The following is a 20873-nucleotide window of genomic DNA, read 5'->3' as shown; positions in this document are numbered from 1 at the left end:
GCACCGATGAGCATCAAGGCCTCGCCCGAGGTCAACGCGATGATCTTCATCCTCACCGGCGAGAAGCTGATCGACGCCGACGAGGATCTGGCCTACGACAGCCGTCAGCCGTACTCCGGCCTGGGCCGGAAGATGGACCGGCTGTCGTCGCTCATCGACAAGTCCGTCCACGACATCGCCGAGGCGATGCCCGACGACCTGGCCAAGTCGTACGCCAGGGCGATGGGCACGCTCACCGACGACAACGGCAAGAACTACCTGCGCCAGTTCGCCGAGCAGCTCGACAAGATCGCCGAAGGCCGGCGCAAGACCTCCATGGACATCATGGAGTCCAAGTGGCAGGTCATCGCCGAGGTCATCCGCCTGCTCATCGAGATCGCCATCTACCTCGCGATGTCGTTCTTCACCGGCGGCGCGTCGGCGAGCCAGATCATGATGGCCAAGCTGCGCAGCCGGTTCATGATCCTCACCACGCTCAGCCATCTGCTGCAGCGGCTGCACCTGGCGCCGGCGCTGACGGAGGCGTTCGCCGAGGCGTTCACCACGTTCGCGGTGCGCCTGGCCATGATGAACTTCGCGCCGAACAATCGCCGCCCCGACGGCTTCGACTGGAACCAGATCCTCAAGGACGGGGCGTTCGGCGCGGCGGCCGGTGGCCTCACCAGCATCTTCGACAGGTTCGGCCGCAACATCGTCAACAGCTACGACAGCAAGTTCCTCAAGGACGGCCCCGACCTCGACTTCAAGCCGACGCCTACGCCGACGCCGACCCCGAATCCGCGGAACGACCTCGGCCCCGACCTCAAGGACCACACACCGGGCCCGAACCCGAAGCCGCACGACCCGGGTCCCACCCCCACCCCCGACCCGACGCCGGTGCCGGGCGGTTCGGGCATCACCCGCAACCCGCCGCCGCTGCTGCACAACAACTCCCTGTCGTTCCTCAACAACCCGAACCTGTGGCGCAACAGCACGATTCTGCGCGACAACGCGGACAACCTCCGGGGCCTCGCCGGGCACTACGGCCTCAAGGGGACGACCGACTTCGTCGCCGCCGGAGCCGGTGAGGCGCTCGCGGAGATCTTCATCAAGGGTGTGTTCGACGGGGACTGGTCGACGAGCTGGTCCACGTTCGTGGGCGCGGGTGTCAGCAGCCAGGTCGAGTCCTCGCTCACGTCGACCGCCGTCAACAGCGGTGCGGAGTTCCGCAACACGATCGACACGATGCGTACGCCGCCGACAGTGAGCGGGGGCGAGGGCGAGCCGACGCGCTCCGCGGGCGGATCCGGCCGCCCGCACACGGAGAGCGGCGACGTCCCGGCGCAGTCCCCAGCCGCCGACGCGCCCACCGGCGACCAGGCCGCCGGCCCTCCGCCGTACACCCCGATGGACGCCCCGCCGCCGTACACGCCGTACACGCCGTACACGCCGTCCTCGGTGTCCACGGGGGAGAGCCACTTGTGGCAGCAGGTCCTCACCGGCCCGCCGGATGTCCGCCGGCAGGCGCTGGACGACCTGGGCATGCTCCGTGGGATGTCACCAGGCAGCACCGAAGTGGGTGTGCGAGACGCCCTGCACGACCGCCTGTCGCAGGTCCCCGAGGTGCGGGTGGTGTCCCCGGGAGGCGCCGCGACGCAGGCCGACGTGGATCACATCCGTGGCGTCCTGGACGGCTTGGGCGCGCCGGTCACGGTGACGGCTCCGGGTGCCGTCGATACGCAGGGCCTGGACCCGGTCGATGCGCCCGGGGGAGCGGACCACACGTCGCTGCCGGGCGGCGGCGCAGAGTCCGGTGTCGGTGCCAGTTCGTCCACGACGCCCGGTTCGGGGGCTTCGAGCGCGGCGGGTGGCAGCAATGACTCGACGGGCCAGGGTGGTTCGTCGGCGCAGGATGCGGATGCGTCGGGCGCGGCCGACCGGAAAACATCCGACGCCGTCGGTACGGACACGCCCGCAGCTCCTGGTTCCGGTACTTCGACCGGGCCGGGGCCCGGCACCTCCAACACCCAGGACACGGACATGTCCTTCGCGCCTGCCGTCGGCTCGGCGGGCACACCCGACTCTGCCCACTCGACGTCCCCGGACTCGGGCTCCGATACGGCGCACGGTTCGCCGCAGGGCGGCCCCGAGACCACCGACCGGCCTGACGCCCGGACGCCCGACAGTTCGCCCGCACCGGGCACCAACGCTTCCCGCGTGCCGGGCGTGGACGCCTCGGCCGGGTCTGCCGTCGGCTCGGCGGGCACACCTGACTCCGCCCGCTCGGTGTCTCCGGGCTCGGACTTGGATACGGCGGACGGTTCGGTGCGGGGCGGCCCCGAGACCGTCGACCGGCCTGACGTCCGGACGTCCGACAGTTCGCCCGCACTGGGTGCCAACGCTTCCCGCGTGCCGGGCGTGGACGCCTCGACCGGGTCTGCCGTCGGCTCGGCGGGCACACCTGACTCCGCCCGCTCGGTGTCTCCGGGCTCGGACTTCGATGCGGCGGACGGTTCGCCGCAGGGCGTCGCCAACGGCTCCGGTCGGCCTGATGGCCAGACGCTCGGCACCTCGCCAGGACCGGACACGGTCGGCTCCCGCACACCCGACACCGATGCGGACCCCCATCCCTCGACGAGCCCCGCCCCCGACGGCTCGACGTCCCCCGACGCAGACACGTCGCACACCCCCGGCGCCGTGACCGCCAACGGACCCGCCCCGGTCGCCCCGCCCGCGCCCGGCAACACCACACCCGCACTCACGCCCAGCCCCAACACCTCCGCCGGCCCCGGCACGGGCAGCACCCCCGCCCCACGGCGCGACCCCGGGTCCACCACACCGGACGCCCCGTCGCCCGTCGGGGACCCGCAGGATTCGCCCACCAGCAGCACGCCGGACACGCTCACGTCCTCCGACCTCACCACCTCACCGGACACCGCCAACACCTCCGACGTCACCACCACCGCGGACGCCGCCAACACATCCGACTCCCATGCCACCCCGCCGCCCGTGGCCACCACCGGCTCGTACACCGCCGTACGGACCGAGTCCACGCCCGAGGCGGAGCCGGTCGTTGCCGAGGTGCCACCTCTGACGGTCGTCGTGTCCCAGACCCCGCCGCCCCCGCCCGGAACCCCCGAGGCAACCGCCGTCCTCGACGGTGCCGGAGCCGACCAGGCCGTCGTCTTCGGGCCGGACGGCACCGGCCACCCGGCACGCACCGCCGTGGAGCTGACCCGCGGAGGGCCCGGCGCCCCCGTCCGGGTACGTCCGCTCGCCGGCCCTCAACCCGCCACCCAGTCCGCCGACACCGCGTTCCCCGACGCGGACGTGCTGCTGCCGCTCGCCGACGCCCTCGGCCCGGCGGCCGCCCGCCCGAGCACCGAGAGCGGCCCAGGACCGGACACCGAGTCCAGCCCCCTCCTCGAAGAGGCGACCGGCCTGCACACCGAGTCCGGCCGCAGCAGCACCCCACCACCACCCGCAGCGAAGATCGTCACCCGGCCCGCCGCCCAGAGCGCAACCACCCCCACCCCACCCGTCATCACCACCCTCACCGGGCAAACAGTCCCGATCTCCCGCCTCCGGCGCTGGACGCCCTCATCGGCCGCACACCCCACCCCCGGCCGCCCCGTGCAGACGCTGACGATCTCGCAGAGCCCCGCCGAGGACGGCACACCGTTCAGCGAGCGCCGTGCCGGACTCATCGACCAGGACACCTTCCGCCCCGTCCGCACCACGTCAGGGCCGGACGGCAACGACACCCCCCGCACCGTGTTCACCGGCCCACCCACCCCACTGCCCCGCGCCGACTACTTCGCGGGCCACGGCACCCCCCGCACCGTCACACTCGGCACCGACGACCCGGCACACCCCAGCGTCAAGGTCAGCGGAGTGCAGCTCGGTGAGGTGCTCACATCATGGGCGCAGGACGGACAGCAGGACCGACCCCTGGTGCTGTACTCGTGCGAGACCGGCCGGCAGCCCGCCGTGGCCGGACTGCCCGTCGCCCAGCACGTCGCCAACCGCACCGGCCGCCCCGTGTACGCACCGACCACCGAGGTCGGCACCGCCCGCGACCGCGACGGCAACGTCCGCGCAGTCCTCACCGAAGGCACGGACGGACCCGGCCGCTGGCGGCTGTTCACCCCCGAACCCACCGGTGCCACCCTCGACCGACTGGCCCGCGACGCCGGACTCCACCACGGCCCGGAACCGGCCGACCCGTTCACCCGCGCCAGCACCCTCCAGCAGATCCGCACACTGCGCGACATACTCGGCCCGGACGCCGAACAACACCCGCAGAACCGAGAGTTGTTGTCCGGCCTCGCCTACGTGGACACACTCCGCTGGCACAGCCCCCACGCCACCACCCGCTACGGCGACGGCCGGATGACCCCCGATCTCCTCAACCGCATGGTCACCGACCACCTCCACAACACCGGTGACACCCACGCCGCCGACCCCACCACCGGGCCCACCGCCGATCAGTACGCCGAATTCCTGCGCGCGGCAGCCGAGTTGCGTACGTCCGGCGGACCCGACACCACCCTCGACACGCTCCTCCCGCCGCCACCCACCGAACCGCCCCCGAACACCCTGATCTCACCCGACGACGTACGCGGCCTCGACTACGCCCCGTCCGCGCACGTCACCTGGTCCCTCTCCAACGAACCACTGCCCCTCTCCGAACTCTCCCTCGACCAGCAGGGCATCGCCGAACTGCTGCGTCGCAGACCCGACTTGGCCACCTCCAGTAGCCTCCCGTCGAGTCTCGCCGGTGACGTGGCCCTGTTCAGCAAGGGGACTACGACAACCGAAGCGACCGGCACCGTTCACGTCGACGGCCGTTCGCTGACCCGGCTGCGCACCCGCGCCGACGGCGACTGCCTCTTCCGGTCCCTGCTCGACAGCGCGCGGGGCCAGGACATCCCGCCCGCCTGGGCCGCGCGCAACGTCGCAGGACTGCGCGCACTCCTGCGCGACCGCCTCGCCGGTTCCGAACTGGTCGCCACGGCCGCCGCCATGACACCCGACCCGGTGCTCGCGGTGGTGGACGACCTGCGCATGACCGCCGTCGCCGGGGTCACGGACCCGGGGGAGCGGGAGCGGATCACCGAGCACTGGAACCGGATCGCCGAGCAGGTCGTCACCGACGGCGACCCCGAACAGTGGCGGCAGATCCTCGACGACAGCGGGTATCCGCAACTCGCTGACGTGGCTCCCACGCCCGGCGACGCGCGGCGCATCGGCACCGAGGGGCTGATCGCGGCTGCCGCCGAGCGCACCGGCCTGTGGTCCTCGCCCTTCGGTGACCTGCTCCCGCACGCCCTGGCGCACACCCTCGACGTAGACCTGCGGCTCGTGCAGCCCGACCCGCACGGGGCGCCGGGAGACACCTACGTCACCCGCCTCAACCCCGGCGGCTCCCACGGCACACTGCACCTCGCGTACAACGGCCGGGACCACTTCGACGCCCTGATCCCCGCCACCCCCGCACCGCCACCACCGACCCCGGCCCCCGAAACCGCTGCCCCCGAGCCCACCGCCCCCGACCCGTTCGGCGAGTGGCTGCGCGGCATGGGCGGAGCCGACGGCGTCTTCAGCGACGACGACACCACGCCCAAGGGCAGCGGCGAACCCGTCCCGTTGGAGACCCAGCTCGACCGGCACCGCCCGCCCCGCCTCATGACCGGACCGGACGCCGCGCCGCCGGGCCCCGCCCCGCGCACCGTCACCTTCGACGACGGCAGCCGGCTGCCCACCGTCCTGATCAGCCCGGACGCCGACCCGAACGCCGAAACCACGGACAGCGCCACCCCCACCGGACTCTTCACCGGCCTCGGCACCCTCAACCTCCGGGCCCCGGACGTCGCGGCCCGGCAGATCCTCGACGCGCTGCCGCCCAAACTGCGTTCCCAGTTCGACGAGGCCGAACTGCTGCGGCTGCTCACCGAACAGCCCGCCGCGTTCACCGCGCCGCGCGGCGCCCGTTTCGTGGGTCGCGAGAAGTCCGGCGTCGGCCACGAGCTGACCGTGGAGGCCGTCCCGTACCACCGCTGGGAACGGTTCAACGACATCGACGGCGGCACCACCCGCCTCGACACCATGCGCCGAGGCCAGTCGGGAACCGGCGCCGGGCGCAGCGTCGGCGTCGGTCGGCGGATCGCGGGCGCGCTGAGCATGGGCCCGCCGCTCAACTGGCTCCTGAAGATCGGTGTCTCCCTCGGCTGGACCCGCAGGACCGACTTCACGCTCGGCACCCAGAGCTTCCACCAGTCCGAGCACCGCGCCTTCGAGGGCTCGCACCTGCACCTCGACGACGTGCACTATCGGGTACGGGTGGAGCGTGTCACCGAGGGGCCGAAGCAGTCTCCTGGCCGCTCCACGAACGACACCGGCGGACCCAACTGGCGGCGCACCCCTGTGCACACCGCCTCGTTCGCCGTGCGGGACGGCCTGAGCTGGCGGCTGCCCGACGACCTCACCGTCCCGTACACGGGAACTCGGCGCGCCCCCGAGACGCTGACCTTCCCGGGCGGCGTCGAACCCCGCATGGTCGACACCACCGGCCTGCACCTGACGGACCCGCCGGAGGAGATCGCGCTCGCCATCTCCGGTGCACGGCCCGGCAGTTCGGCGCACCGCACCCTCGTGTCGTACGTCAGGCCGGGGCGGCTCCTCGGACTGTTCGGGCGGCTCGCGGGGCCGGTGAGCAGCCCGGAACTGACCCGGGGGAGCGGACACCACCCGCTCGGCCATCTGGTGGTCGAGCGGTCGGTGCCGCACCGCGCCACGCTGGTCGCCGAGTCGGTCAAGGCGGAGGTGCGTGACCTCACGCAGACCACGTACCAGAACCAGCGCGGCCACGTCCGTGACACCCGTTTCGGCGTCCAGGTCACCTCGGGTCCCAACCACAGTTTCGTCGGGCCCGATGTGGACGTACGTGTCCAGGGCGGGCCCCAGGTCCGCTCGGACGTGAGCACGGGGCGCGGCCACTACTACGGTGCGGACGCGGCCCGCAAGGTCACCGGCCGCGTCCGCAACCACCCGGTCGCCCTGTACCGGGTGGAGCGCACCCTCATGGTGCGGGCGGCCGGTCAACCCGCCTCCGCCGCCCGTCCGGTGCGTGTGGTCAGCCTGGACTGGATGTCGACGCAGGACGCCCGACGCCTCGCCGGCTGGGACAGCCGCACGCCCGGCCGGACGGGCCCGAACCCCGACGCCGAGCCGCCCGTGCCGTGGTACCTCACCCGCGAGGACCCGGTCCACCTCGGCGGCCAGATCCGCGCCGAGGGCTTCCGCCCGGACACCAAGTCGACGCCGGACACGACCCCGGCCCCGAAGACACCGGCGAGCGCCGCGACCACGACGGACCCCAGGGCCGCGGCAGACCTCAACACCACGACGGGCCCCGAAGCCGCCACCGAACCGCCCCCCGACCCCCTCCGCCTCTTCACGGACACCGTCCTCGACACCCTCCACCAGTCGTACCCGTCCCTGTTCGCCCCGCCGCTGATGCTCCGTCACCCGCGACTCGCCAAGCTCTGGTACGGCGACGGCCGCATGCGCACCGCCCTCCACAACGACCGCCAGGTGCGTGAGGCCCTGAACCGTCCCACGCTGGCGCAGAGCCTCGATGACCTGACCACCACCGGAGTCCCGGTCACCCTCACCGAGGACGGCAAGGTGCGCCGCGGCCACCACACGCTGATCCTGCGGGCGCGCCTCACCGACCGCCGCTTCGAGACGACCATGAGCGAGCGCTCCCTCCGCAACGGCGTGATCGGCACCGAGGTGTCAGGACAGGGCGAGCAGGCCTCCAGCACCCTCTCCGGCGGCGTCGAGCTCGGCGTCTCGCCCCGTGACCACACCCCCGTCCCCGGGACCACCTCACTCGCCCAGATCGGCAATGTCACCGTCGGCGCCCGCCTCGGCAGGACCGACCAGACGGCCACCCGGAGCACGTCCGCCGTCACCCACGACAACCTCGCGTTCCAGAGCACCGCCGACCTCTACAGCTACCGCGTCGAGCTGGGAGCCACCTTCGAGGGCCACCGCCGCCCGCGCGGCTGGACGCGCCTCGCCACGGCCGGTCTGCTCGGCGGCGGCATCTTCGTCAGCAAGGTCGCCGAACGCCCGCTGTTCGACGGCGGCAGCGCCGGCGTGGGCCGCGTCGAACTGGCCGTCCCCTCCTCCCACGGCTCCGAACGCCACGCCCCCACCGACCCGAGCACCGCCGCAGCCGCACCCGCCCCGCCCCCGCAGCGGCTCTCCGCCACCGAAGCCGACCAACTCCTCGACGGCACGCGGCCCCTGCCGCACACCACCACCGCCGACCGTGACCTGACCCGCAAGCTGCTCACCTCACCGCACGTCGTCCTCAGCACCGAGGGCGGCGGCCCACGCACCCGGCTCATGCAGGACACCGCCGACCGTGCGTCCGGCACCACATGGCACGTCAGCGCGCCCGGCGCCCCGGTGCGCACCGCGCTGCGCCGCGCCATGGCCAACCTGAGCATCGCGGGCCAACTCGGCCAGTACCTCGGACCGTTCGGCACCCGGATCACCGGACTGACCGGCGCGGGACCACTGCGCACGCACTACCTGAAGGCCGCGGTCCGCGGCGAGCTGACGAACGTACGGGTCACGAGCGACCCGAAGCCCGGCAGCCTGGAGGCCACCCTCGGCAACGAGCACCGCATCCTCGGCAGCTCCGGCACCACCACACGGGCCACCGTGGGCCTCCAGGGCAGCGACATCCCCTACCAGCACACCCCGGGACACCAGGGCGTCACCGGCACGTACCAGACCGCCCTCCAGTACGCCTGGGGCAAGGGCCGCAGCATCTCCCAGACCGTCACGCGCGGCCGGAACACCACCCTGAGCTACACGGGCCGGATGTATCTCCTGGCCGCCGACGCCACCGAGACCGTCGCCGTACGGGACCGTTGGACCGCCGCGATGGGCACTGTCGGCACCCGCGCAGGGGCCGCACTCGGCTCCGCCGCCGGACGGGTCTCCGACCGGCTCGGGCGCGTCCTCGCCCCGCGCAGGGCAGCCGCCGCGCTCCAGCGCATCAAGGACGCCGTGATGATGCACCTGCCGATGCAGGACGCCATCGAGGCCGGACTAGCCCCGGACGGTCTCGGCACCGACACACCACGCAACCTCGGCGGCGGCTACCGCGTCCCCGCGTTCCTGCGCGGCCGCCGCTTCCCGACCCACCCCAGCGGACAGCTCGACGCCGGCAACGCGGCACACCAACTCCTGCCACGCCTGGCGAAGATCGGTGTCCCATCGCACGACCGGGAACAGGTGCTCCAGCGGCTCTCCCCGGACTTCCTCCGCGCCCATCTGCACGAACTGACCACCGACGGCATGACCCTGCCGGTCCGCTACCGTTCCTGGTCCAGCCCCCACCATGTGGTCGTCGGTGGCAGCCCGGGGCAGGTCACGTTCAAGCTGACACCGGTCACCACCACCGTCCAACGGCTGCGTACGGGGTACGAGTTGGAGGACTACCGCACCAACGCGCGCGACGGCGCCGACGCCACCGTCCAGGACCGCGGCGGCGACGCGACCCTCGGCGTCGGCGAGCGCATGGGCGGCGGCCCGCTGATCGCCGGGCCCGCGGTCCAGGGCACCGCCACCCAGCAGCAGGCCACCACCCGTACGCGGACCGCAGGCAGCACGGCGATGCCGAACATCGCCACCACCCAGGCACACGCGGAGATCGTCACCGACTACATCCTCACCGTCACCATGACCGACGCGACCGGCGGCCGGCTCGCGCCGCGCGCCGTGTCCCACGTCGGCACCCTGCACGAAACGGCCCCGGCCAGCCTGCTCACCCCGGACGGCGAAGGCGCCGACGGCGCGCTCACCGAACGCGACGTGCCCGAGCCGGAACGCGCCGTGCGGATGAAGACCCCCGAACAGGCACGCCCCGACGGCATCGCCGCATGGCGCACCGCCCCCGCCGGCACCACCCCCGGCGCCTCCGACGTCCTGCGCTTCGACGACCGGATCGGCTCCGGCATCCTCGCCGTCGACATCCTCGGCGCGGGCAACGTACGGGACGCACTGACCCTCGCCACCGCCCGCGCCGACGGATTCGCCGACAGCGACGCGGGCCAGCGGCACACCGGCAACACCCTGGCCGAGCGGCTGCGCATGGCCCGCTCCACCCCGCTCACGGCCCTGGGCACCGCCGCCGCGCAGGCCCAGCAGGAAGCCACCACCCAGGGCGGTCTGACGGCCGGTTTCCGCGAAGCGCTCGGCTCCCACGGCTCGCAGCTGCCGACCCAGGCGTCCGCCCGCCTCTTCGGCCAGTCCCACACCGCCGACTCCCGCCTGTACGCGAAGATGCACCGCACCGGCGCCCGGCTCCTCGCCGTCGAGAGCAAGCCGCGCATGGAAGCCATGCAGCGCGCCAAGACCTCCGACGCCAACGAGACCGGTGTCACCGACAACGTCGAGGGCGCCCTCGGTACGAGCCCCATCTTCAGCACCACCAACGCCGGCCTCGTCATCCCCGGCGCCACGGCTCCGTTCGGCGGCAGCAATGACACCAACGCGCTCCGGGGCGCCAGTGACACCACCCTCGGCACCCACCTCAAGGTGGTCACCGACCGCAGCATGCTCTTCGCCGTGCCGGTCAGCTGGCTGACGGTCGCGGAGGCGGACCACCGGCTCACCGACAGCCGCCCGATGCAGGCGCTCGGCAAGCCCGTACGGGGGCCGCGCGCCGCCGAGGCCGAGACCACCGCACTGGTGTGGCTGCGCGAGGACCTGGCCCGCGACTTCGGACTGCTGGACGACACCTCGTTCCCCGACGAGGTCGCCACCGCCTGGGACACCATGTCCGACGCGGCGGGCGACCTCGCCAAGGCCGAGACCGCCTACTACGACGCCCGCGCCCGAGCCCGCGAGACGTGGCTCGCCCTGAGCCCGGACGAGCGGGCCGCGCTCGGCGACGGCGACCCCGACCGGGCGACCGCCCTGCCCAAGGCCGTCGCCGAGTCCCCGGCCGTGACCGCCTGGCAGGCCGCCCGCGACGACGTCCGGCTCTGGCAGCAGCGCGTCGACACCGCCGCCGCCGACCACCACAGGCTGCACCTCGCCGCGTCCCGCCTCACCGCCCACCACCAGGGCTCGACCACCGTCCCCGTACCGGACCGGCCGCAGGAGTACACCCAACCCGCTTGGCGTTCCGAGGCCCCCGACCCGTACACCGTCACCGACGCCGAAGGCGCCACCCCGCGCACCCTCACCTCGCCGGACGACGCCACGGTGCGCGAGGTGCACGACATGCCGCACGACGGCGCCTCCTTCTTCCACGCACTGCTCGCCACCGCCGCCGCGCACGACCGGCTGCCGCACCTGATCGGCACCGACCTCGCCGACCGCTTCACGCACACTCCCGGCGACCCGGACGTCACCGCCGCCGCCATCGGCGCCGCCCGCGACCGGCTCGCCACCGCGCTCGGCGACGACGGCAACGAGGACCTGCTCGACGCCCTCGCCCTCGACGTCGCCGACACCTTCACGCGGGACGAACTCGCCCTCGCCGGAGTGCGGTTCACGCCCGCGCAGCAGGCCGAGTACGACGCGTTCGGACGGCTGCCCGACACCTTCTGGCCGACGCCCGCGCAGCGCGTCGCCCTGGCCGTCGCCGCGCTGTCCCGCCCCTTCGCCGCCGAACCGGCGCCGGACACCACCACGTCCCGGCCCGATGGTGAACAGGCGCCGCCCGCCCGTATCGCGGGCGACCACGGCGGAGCCGACCTGCTGCCCGCGCTCGCCGCCCGCGTCCTCGGCACCCCGCTCACCGTCGTCACCGGTGAGGGCCGCGACCAGGTGTTCCTGCCGCACGGTGGCGACCCGGCAGCCGTCGACCCGGTGGCCGACCCGGTTCTCTTCACCGCGGACGGCTACTTCCACGCCGCATTGGTACCGGGCATGCCGGCACCGACCACGACACCGCTGCCGGGCAGCGAGGCCACGACCGCCGACACCGGCGACAAGGAGCAGCCGCCCGCGCACCGCAGCCACGACACTCCGCCCTGGTCGCCGCCCACCGACCCCAGCGGCCCGCGCTATCGCCTCGACCGCGACGGCATCCTCACCGCGCCCGACGGAGCCACCTACACCCAGGGCCGCCCCACAGGCCGCGGCAACGGCTTCTTCGGCGCCCTCAGCACCGCCCTCCAACACGCCGCCGCCCACCCGCACACCGAGCGCCACGAAGCGGCGCGGCTGCGTGTCCGCGCCGGCGTACCGGCCGCCCAACTGATGCGCCTGAACGGCCTGCCGGGCACACCTGACCAGCGCACCACGCTCTTCTCGCCACCACCGCTGAAGCAGGTCCGGAACGCACCCACCCCCAGCCAGGCCGCCCGCGAAGGACACCTGCGCCGCCACCTCGCCGAGGCACCCTGGACACGCGAGGCGGACCGTGCGGTGGCCGAATGGGCCGCCGCCGCGACCGGCACCACGGTCACCCTCATCGAGGAGAACGGCACCGCGCACACCTACGCGGGCCCGTCCTCCGACAGCACCCACATCCGCCTGCGCCGCCGGGGCGGAGACTTCGTCCCGCTCCTCGAACGAACCCCGGCCGACGCATCGGCGTACGACCTGGACACCATGTCGGGCGCCGAGACCGCCGATGCCACGCCCGACATCGCGTTCACCAACCTCAACGACACCGACCAGCGCTACCGCGACAAGGCGGCCCGCATCGCCGACCTGCTGGGCAGACACGGCACGATCAGCACCTACGTAGGCGGCCGCCCGGTACGCATCACGCTGCACGTGCGCACGACGGAGACACCGGCCGACGTCGTCGACCGCGGCGACGAGGGCGTACAGATCAACCTCGCCAGCTACTACTTCGAGAAGTACGACATCGGCCACGTGATGGGCATGCTCGCCCACGAGATCGGCCTGCACCCCCTGGCGTCCCGGAACGCGGAGGTCAGGGACGAGGAGCCGTTGCTCGAAGGCATGCCGTTCTCGGTCCCGGGCCTGGAACACCTGAACCCGCCGCGCATGATGAGCACGGAGACGGCACGCCAGGCGGACCACATCATGGCCGTGTTCCCGAGCAGCACCCGGCACCGGATCTACCGGGACATCGTCCTGGGCATGGCCGACGTCCTCGCCGCAGACGCGCGGGAAGGGAAGGCCGGCGCCCAGGAGCGGGACGTCACGGACCTTATCGACACGTACCTGATGGACGTCGCCTCGATCGCCATCACGAGCGACAACCGGGTCAACGCGGCGAAGGAGCCGTCGAACACGGCGCGGGTCTACAACGCGTACAAGGAGATGTTCGTCCAGCAGCTCGCCGACGACAGCCCGGTGCGGGCGCTGGTGCCGCCGGACAAGGGCATGCTGGGCGTGGTCCGTGACTTCGGCACCCTCGCGATGCGCGTGGGCACCAACAACCGCGGCGACAGCATCCGCCGCCCGCTGCCGCCACCGTCGGGCGAGGAGCGCCCCCGGCTTCCGGTGGACAGGGCCCGTACGGAACCGGTCCAGGAGGTCACACCGTCGGCTCCGGTCGGCCCGCGTGACGCACGCCCGCGGTTCGTGGTCCGCTCGGGCTTCGACGCGCGGCGGTTCACCTTCGGCGGCGAACCGGTGACGGACCTGACCGTGCGGGTGGCGCTGCGCGGAGGCGGGGAGGGCGCGTCGCGGCGGGTGTTCGACACGTTGAACGCCGGGGTGTCGCGGCACCTCAACGACCCGGCGTACCGCCTGCCGAACGGCGACCGGCTGCATGTGACGGTGGAACTCGTGACGCCGGGGGAGTCCCCGCACCTGACCGTGGACCTGGCGGACCGTGACCGCCCGATGGACCAGACGGTGTGGTGGGCGGACGCCGACCCGGTGCACCTGGTGCACGAACTGACACACCAGCTCGGCCTGCGCGACGAGTACCGGGAGCCGGACGCGGCCCACCGCCCGCACATTCCCGGCAGCCTGCTCGGCGCTCCGCACGAGACCCCCGAGGACGCGTCGCTCGTGGCGGCGGGCCTGCGCGGCCGACACCTCAGTCTCCTCAGCGCCCTGATCGGCGACATCGACCAGCCCGCGAACAGCCAGGAGAACGGAGGAAGTTGGGAGGAGGCCCGCACCGCCGTCACCGCCGTGCCGCGCGCGACGGTGTGGGTCGACCCGGTGTCCCTGCCCCAGTCCACCGAGTCCTCGGCGGAGACCCCGCCCCGAGCCCCTGCCGAACCGCAAGCGGCGCCGGCCTATGCGCCCTTGCGGTCCGGGAACATCGAGTTCACCAACCTCAAGCACACCGACCAGCGCTACCGCGACAAGGCGGTACGCATCATCGAACTGCTCCGAGGCCACGAGGTCGTCGACACCTACCTCGGCACCCGCCCCTGCCGCATCACCCTGCACAAGCGCGACCTGCTGAAGCAGGAACCCCCCGCCGATGTCACGGACCGCGGCGACGACGGCGTACAGATCAACCTCGCGAGCTACTACTTCGAGACCTACGACATCGGCCACGTGATGGGCATGCTCGCCCACGAGATCGGCCTGCACCCGCTGGCCTCCCGCGACGCCCGGATCGAGGTCGAGGAGGCCATGTTCGAGGGCGCCGACCTGCCGGTGCCGGGCCTCGAGGGCCAGAACCCCCCGAAGTTCATGACCACGGAGGGCGCGGGCCAGGCGGACCACATCATGGCGGCCTACCACCTCACCCGCCGGCACGCCGTCTACCGCGATGTCGTCCTGGGCCTCGCCGAGTTGCTGCGCGAGGAGGGGCGCCCCCGGGATGTCACGGACCTCTTCGACTGCTTCCTGATGGACCTCGCGTCCATCGCCGTCAGCAACGACCACCGCGGAGAAGCGGCGAAGGCGCCGTCGAACACCGCGGCGTCCTTCAACGCCTACAACCAACTCCTGCGCGAACACCTCACGGAGAACGACCGCACCGCCCTCCTGCCGTACCTGCCGTCGAAGAAGACCTTCGCGGGCGTCCTGAACGACTTCCGCCGCCTCGGCACCAACGCCACCTTCCACAACAACGGCGACAGCATGGCGGCAGACGCCTGAATCGGATCTCAGTTCGGTGCCCAAGATCGGGAGAAGGCGGGGGGAACCCGCTGTACGTTACCTATCGGTATGCATCGACTTGATTCGCGATCAACAGTAGAACTCGTTCCCATTCCGTCGAGAGTGAGGAACGTGAGATGACCGACTCAACCCGCCCTGAAGTGGCACGTAACGGGATCTCCCGCCGAGGCTTCCTCGCGGGAACAGGTTCTGTTCTCGGAGCCGTGACCCTCGGCGGCCACGCCGCAGCGGCCGACCGCTCCACCGCGGCGGCCGTCGCTCCCGTCGCCGACGGCGCGCACCTGCCCGCCCTCGTCATCGGCACCGGCTACGGCGGCTCCGTGGCCGCGCTGCGGCTCGCCGAGGCCGGTGTCGACGTGCGGATGGTGGAGATGGGCATGGCCTGGGACACCCCGGGATCCGACGGCAAGATCTTCGCCAACACCACCGCACCCGACAAGAGATCCTTCTGGCTGAGATCCAGAACCAAGCAGCCCCTGAGCAACTTCCTCGGCTTCCCGATCGACAAGGACATCCCGAAGTACACCGGGATCCTGGACGCCGAGGACTTCGCCGGCATCACCGTCTACCAGGGCCGCGGCGTCGGCGGCGGTTCGCTGGTCAACGGCGGCATGGCGGTGACACCCAAGCGGGAGAACTTCGCGGCGATCCTGCCGTCCGTGGACGCGGGCGAGATGTACGGCACGTACTACCCGCGCGCCAACGCGGGGCTCGGCGTCGCGACCATCGACCCGGACTGGTTCGAGACGGCCGAGTGCTACCAGTACGCGCGCGTCGGCCGCAAGCACGCGCAGCGTTCCGGCTTCCCGTTCGTGTTCGTCCCCGACGTGTACGACTGGGACTACATGAAGCAGGAGGCCGCGGGCACGGTGCCGAAGTCGGCGCTCGCGGGGGAGATCCTCTACGGCAACAACTACGGCAAGAAGTCTCTGCAGAAGACCTACCTCGCGCGGGCCACGGCCACCGGGAAGGTCACCATCACCCCGCTGCACAAGGTGACATCGGTCGCTCCTGCCTCCGGCGGCGGCTACACCGTGCGCATGGACCAGCTCGACACCACCGGCACCGTCACGGCCACCAAGGAAGTCACCGCGGACCGGGTCTTCTTCGCCGCGGGCAGCGTCGGCACCAGTAAGCTCCTCACCAGGCTCAAGGCCACCGGCGTCCTGCCCGCGCTCAACGGCGAGATCGGCAAGGGCTGGGGCGACAACGGCAACGTCATGTGCGGGCGCGCCAACCACCTGTGGGACCCGACCGGTTCGCTCCAGGCGGCCATCCCCACAGGCGGCATCGACAACTGGGCCGCGGGAGGCGCCTTCGCCGAAGTGGCGCCGCTGCCGACCGGCATCGAGACCTACGCGTCCTTCTATCTGTCGATCACGAAGAACCCGTACCGGGCCGAGTTCACGTACAACCCGACGTCCGGCGGCGTCGACCTGAACTGGCAGCGGGCGTGGAAGCAGTCGGGCATCGACATGGCCAAGACCATCTTCGACAAGATCAACGCGAAGGAGGGCACGATCTACCGCACCGACCTGTTCGGTACGTACAAGATCTGGGGCGACCACCTCACGTACCACCCGCTCGGCGGCGCGGTACTGAACAAGGCGACCGACAACTACGGCCGCCTGCACGGCTATACGGGCCTCTACGTCATCGACGGCGCGCTGATCCCGGGCAACACCAGCGTCAACCCGTTCGTGACCATCACGGCACTCGCCGAGCGCAACATCGCCAAGATCGTCGCCACTGACCTGTGACGGCCGCGCCCTGCCCAGGTCACGGCCGCCAAGAGGTGGTTCACGGCTTGGGCAGGGCGCACACCGTGTCGAGCCCCAACACGTGGTTGAGCCGTCCGAAGGCCAGCCAGGAACCGATGGCCATGCTCAGCTCCACGATCTCGGCCTGGCTGTAGTGCGCGGTCATCCGCTGCCAGAACTCCTCGTCCAGGCCGTGGTGGTCGACGGTGTAGCGCTCCGCGTACTCGGCCGCGAGCCGCGTCCGCTCGTCGAACGCGTCCGTCCCGCGCCAGTCCTCGACGGCGTCGGCGAACGACTCCTCGACCTTCTCGCCGTCCCGCTCGGTACGCCAGTCCAGGCAGAACAGGCACCCGTTGAGCTGGGCGACCCGCAGCCGCGCGGCCTCGAACTCCCGCAGCCCCAGCGTCGAGTGGTCGTACACCGCCATGGAGAACGCCGCCGCCGCGGGCCCGATCCCGGGCACCATCCCGCCCCACACGTACGGAATGGGTTCCTGGCCGTCCGGTATGTCGATCCTCATGACTGCTTCCGAAGGCATCGCTGCTTCCGTCATGGCTGCTTCCTTCCGAGCCGGCCGACGGCGGGGGAGATGGGCACATCGAGCGCGTCGTAGAGGCCGGGCGGCGCGGCCACGAGCCACTCGATCGCGCCGACGAGGCGCCCGACGGCGGTCGCGTTGCCGCCCGCCGCGTGGTTGCCGCCCTCGTCGGTGGCCTGGACGGTGACCTCGATGCGCGGGCGGCCCTCGACGATCACCCGGTGCGCGCCGGCCCCGCCACCGGGCGGTACCGGCCAGTCGGGCGCACAGGACGGATGGATCCGGGTCACGTGCTCGACGACGATCCGCACCTCGCCGTCCACGACGCCCTGCACCTCGAAGCGGACCGCGCCCTGGGTGCCCGCGGCGAAGTCACCCATGGCCGCCGTCGTGACGTCACGCTCCAGGGCCCGGCGCTCCAACGTCTCGCGGATCTCGTCGAGTTCGACCCCGAGCGCCCGCGCCATCAGCCTCAGCTGCCCGCCCCACACCATCGTCGGCACGGACTCCGCCAGCATCAGAGGCTGGTACTCCATGGGGTGCCCCATGCCGACGAGATGGCGTACCGAGTCCTCCTGGTCGTACGTCGAGTAGTCGAAGATCTCCTGGCAGCGCAGCACGTCGACGCGGGTCCCGAGACCGCTGACCAGCAGGGGCAGTACGTCGTTGGCCCAGCCGGGGTCGACACCGGACACGAACAGCGAGCCGCCGCCCTCCTCGATGGCCGCGCGCACCGGATCGGTGAAGTCGGGCGGCGAGCTGCGATGGTCGTAGAGCGGATAGAGGGCGGGGGAGACGACGACGGCGCCGGTGCGCAGGGCGCGGCAGATGTCGTCGAGGGCCTCCTCCGGGCGCAGCTCGCCGGAGGCCGCGTAGAAGACGGCGCCGGGCCGGGCCGCCAGCACCGCGTCGACGTCCGTCGTCGCGGCGATACCGAGGGCGTGCTCGCAGCCGGCCAGGTCGCCCGCGTCGCGGCCGTCCTTGGCGGGGTCGTGCACGAGCACGCCGCAGAGTTCGAGCCCGGGGTGGGCGTCGACGGCCCTGATCGCCGCGCGTCCCACGTTCCCGGTGCCCCAGACCACCGTGGAAGTCATGCGCCGGAGCGTAACCTGACGTGTCGTCAGTTCATAGTCCCGCCGCAGGAGTTGTTGAGTAAGGCGCCCGACCTGTGAAGCGCGAGGTCAGGCGCCCAGCCCTGTGCCTCTAGAAGAAGCCCAGCTTCTGCGCCGAGTACGACACGAGCAGGTTCTTCGTCTGCTGGTGGTACAGCAGCTGTACCCACGCTGACCCGGGGAAACGGGGGTTGGTGCGGCCCCGAGGCGGGGGCTGGCCCGGATCTTGGTCCTGCTGGTCCCTGACGGAGAAGCTGGCGAGGGATGGGGAGTTCTGGGAGTGATTCATGTGATGCACGTCTGCTGCGCTTGCTGGCTGGGCCCGAGGCTGTAGTCGTCCTACTACCAAGGTGTCTGGGTGCTGTGTCTGTTGTTGTGCGGAGGCGGCGTCTGCGCGTGCGATGGGCAGGAGGTGGGGGAGCCGCTCGGCTGCTCGGGTGTACCACGAGCAGTGGGCGTCGGGCGAAAACGCGGCCTTGGGAACGTTATCGATGGCTTCTTGGTACACGGCCAGCGAGTCGTGCCATTCGGTGTCGCCGATCACTCGCAGGGAGCGGTGCGAGAGGCCGTCGAGGAGGGTGAAGAGCCAGGGGGGGGGCTGCCGTCAGGCGGTGTCGGCTGGGGTCGGCTTGGCGGGCAACGCCCGGATATTGGGTCCAGAGGAGGCACTGTGCCGGCCACGGCAGATCGATCCCCTCGCGTCCGTCGTAGGTCACGACTACCGGCTCGGCCATGGAAGCAGCGATGTGATTACGACCGAATACACTCCCTAGTCGCCTGACCACGAGAAAGCGCAGCCGTACCGTGCCCATCTTCACCCACGTCCAGACCGCAGACGAAGCGCAGGCCCCGATCGCAGATCTCGCAGGCACGGGCCTGTGCCGTCTCGACGCGCTTGGCCGACACCTCGGCCCAGTCAGAGGCAGCCTCGATCCAGAACACAAGGACATCTGGTGGGCTGCGCCCGGCCGTGAGGCATGGGCTGTGGAGTTGGCGACACCAGGCCAGTTTCTCGAACTCGTCAGCGGGCGGGCTGATCCAGCCTGGGCTGATGAACCCCTGGCGCGTGCCGATTACCAGCGCATCCTCGACACGCTCATCCCGTCTGCAGGATCCACATGGCATGCGGGGCGGCTCGGTGCCAGGTAGAACGGCTGAGGACGCCGCTGCCTTGGCCACTACGCGTCACCGCCAGGGCCTCCTCCCCGTCGGCGACGCAGCAGTCCCCTGGGCTGGGTTCGCCATACGGGCCGCCTCGGCCGGAACGTCAGCCTCTTCCTGGCCCACCGCTCCCTGGATGTCAATATTCGTCGGTGTCCGCCTGTTGTTCGACCTTGGATTCCTCCACCATCCGCTCGATCTCTGTGTCGACTCGACGCAGTTCGTCGACAACCAGGCCCCATGCCCGGCCGTGCAGTTCTTCTGGCACCTCGTCTTGGATGAACTGCGACAGCCGGTCTATCTGCATGTCGGCGTCGTACTCGCTCGCGGTCGTCGGCGAGGTCCCACGGCCCAAGCCAACCGGCCGACCGCCACGACCCCGCGGGCGATACCGCCGAGCACCGTCCCGAAATCCGGCACTGTCCCCTCCTCCACCCTCAGCAGTCTGTCGATTCTGGCTGTGGGGCGCAGTGCAGCCCCAACCATCTCAAGCGGATGGTGACGGACACCTGGCCTGAAAGTCACTCAGCAGCCTGCAAAGTCCTACTTTGCGGCCTCCAGACCTTGGCAGGTGGGAGCGCTACCAGAGATGGGGGGGCTGGCGAGTTTAGTGACGGGGGGCCTGACTGGACACACCTGGGCTGTACGGCGCAACAGATTCTTCCCTGCTCCGAACTGTGGCTTCCCAGTACATTCCAGACCGACATTCCGTACCATGGCAAAGCAGCCTCGGTGGGTGTGGTCTGGGATTTCGCGTTTCCCATGCGCAGGCGGGGTGTCGTCAGGAAAGCTGCGCTTCAGGCCGGTCGAGCACACGGTCCGCAGGGGCGTTGGAGGGGGATCGTGGCAAAGGTAACGCTGTCCGAGGCGCTGGCAGAACTTCGCGAAGAGCTGTACAAAGCCGCTGATACCGGTGGCAATGAGCAGTTCAGGTTCGAGGTCGAGCAGGCCGAACTCTGTCTTGAGGTCGAGTTCCGCAAGGACGGCAACGGCAAGGTCAACGTCGAAGTCGGCGCCTTCGGCAACAAGGGTGCAGTGGAGGCCGGAGGTGGGGGCGGGAGCACGCAGCGGCAGACGCTGACGCTGACGCTGAACGTCCGCGACGAGGCCCTGGGCGGACAGCCCGCTCGCATCCGCCGGCACGAGACGCCTGGCGGGGAGCCGAGGGCTGATGTCCCGCCTGGCGGCGACGCCTGAGTAGTTACAAACGTGGAGGCG

At 71.5% G+C, this 20873-nt stretch carries 7 protein-coding genes; 3 read left to right on the top strand and 4 right to left on the bottom strand.

Annotated elements, in window-relative coordinates:
* The first annotated feature begins 6 nt into the window (after nt 1–6).
* Both ACTWJ8_RS01250 and ACTWJ8_RS01245 read left to right on the top strand, forming a co-directional pair.
* Nucleotides 7–15063 carry a WXG100-like domain-containing protein gene (locus ACTWJ8_RS01250; RefSeq protein WP_443262440.1) on the top strand — a complete coding sequence of 5019 codons (15057 nt, stop codon included), beginning with the start codon at nt 7–9 and terminating at the stop codon, nt 15061–15063.
* A 137-nt stretch (nt 15064–15200) separates the two neighbouring features.
* Entirely contained in the window at nt 15201–16844 is a 1644-nt protein-coding gene (locus ACTWJ8_RS01245; RefSeq protein ID WP_443262439.1) for a GMC oxidoreductase, read from the top strand.
* A 40-nt stretch (nt 16845–16884) separates the two neighbouring features.
* Here ACTWJ8_RS01245 and ACTWJ8_RS01240 read toward each other — a convergent pair whose 3' ends face one another.
* The 4 genes from ACTWJ8_RS01240 to ACTWJ8_RS01225 all read right to left on the bottom strand — a co-directional run bounded on the left by ACTWJ8_RS01240 (nt 16885) and on the right by ACTWJ8_RS01225 (nt 19962).
* A complete protein-coding gene (locus tag ACTWJ8_RS01240; protein ID WP_443262438.1) occupies nt 16885–17364 on the bottom strand; it encodes a carboxymuconolactone decarboxylase family protein in 480 nt (159 codons plus the stop codon).
* Between the two features lie 29 nt (nt 17365–17393).
* Nucleotides 17394–18476, bottom strand: a complete 1083-nt coding sequence (locus ACTWJ8_RS01235; protein WP_443262437.1) for an NAD(P)H-dependent amine dehydrogenase family protein — start codon at nt 18474–18476, stop codon at nt 17394–17396.
* A 109-nt stretch (nt 18477–18585) separates the two neighbouring features.
* The gene (locus ACTWJ8_RS01230; RefSeq protein ID WP_443262436.1) at nt 18586–18783 is read right to left on the bottom strand and encodes a hypothetical protein; all 198 of its coding nucleotides are present in this window, start codon (nt 18781–18783) and stop codon (nt 18586–18588) included.
* 1011 nt (nt 18784–19794) lie between these two features.
* Nucleotides 19795–19962: a hypothetical protein gene (locus ACTWJ8_RS01225; RefSeq protein WP_443262435.1), complete on the bottom strand. Its 168-nt coding sequence runs from the start codon at nt 19960–19962 to the stop codon at nt 19795–19797.
* A gap of 536 nt (nt 19963–20498) precedes the next feature.
* Here ACTWJ8_RS01225 and ACTWJ8_RS01220 point away from each other — a divergent pair.
* Complete coding sequence (locus tag ACTWJ8_RS01220; RefSeq protein WP_443262434.1) at nt 20499–20852, top strand: trypco2 family protein; 354 nt, start codon at nt 20499–20501, stop codon at nt 20850–20852.
* Nucleotides 20853–20873 lie beyond the last annotated feature (21 nt).

Source organism: Streptomyces sp. SDT5-1 (genome assembly GCF_052245995.1).
Lineage (GTDB): Bacteria > Actinomycetota > Actinomycetes > Streptomycetales > Streptomycetaceae > Streptomyces.
Note: the sequence above shows the minus strand (reverse complement) of the source record. Positions and strands in the feature narration are given on the sequence as shown.

Excerpts from the sequence above, each read along its gene's own strand:
- ACTWJ8_RS01250 (WP_443262440.1), top strand. The coding sequence starts at position 7 with ATGAGCATCAAGGCCTCGCCCGAGGTCAACGCGATGATCTTCATCCTC.
- ACTWJ8_RS01245 (WP_443262439.1), top strand. The coding sequence starts at position 15,201 with ATGACCGACTCAACCCGCCCTGAAGTGGCACGTAACGGGATCTCCCGC.
- ACTWJ8_RS01240 (WP_443262438.1), bottom strand. The coding sequence starts at position 17,364 with ATGAGGATCGACATACCGGACGGCCAGGAACCCATTCCGTACGTGTGG.
- ACTWJ8_RS01235 (WP_443262437.1), bottom strand. The coding sequence starts at position 18,476 with ATGACTTCCACGGTGGTCTGGGGCACCGGGAACGTGGGACGCGCGGCG.
- ACTWJ8_RS01230 (WP_443262436.1), bottom strand. The coding sequence starts at position 18,783 with ATGAATCACTCCCAGAACTCCCCATCCCTCGCCAGCTTCTCCGTCAGG.
- ACTWJ8_RS01225 (WP_443262435.1), bottom strand. The coding sequence starts at position 19,962 with ATGCAGATAGACCGGCTGTCGCAGTTCATCCAAGACGAGGTGCCAGAA.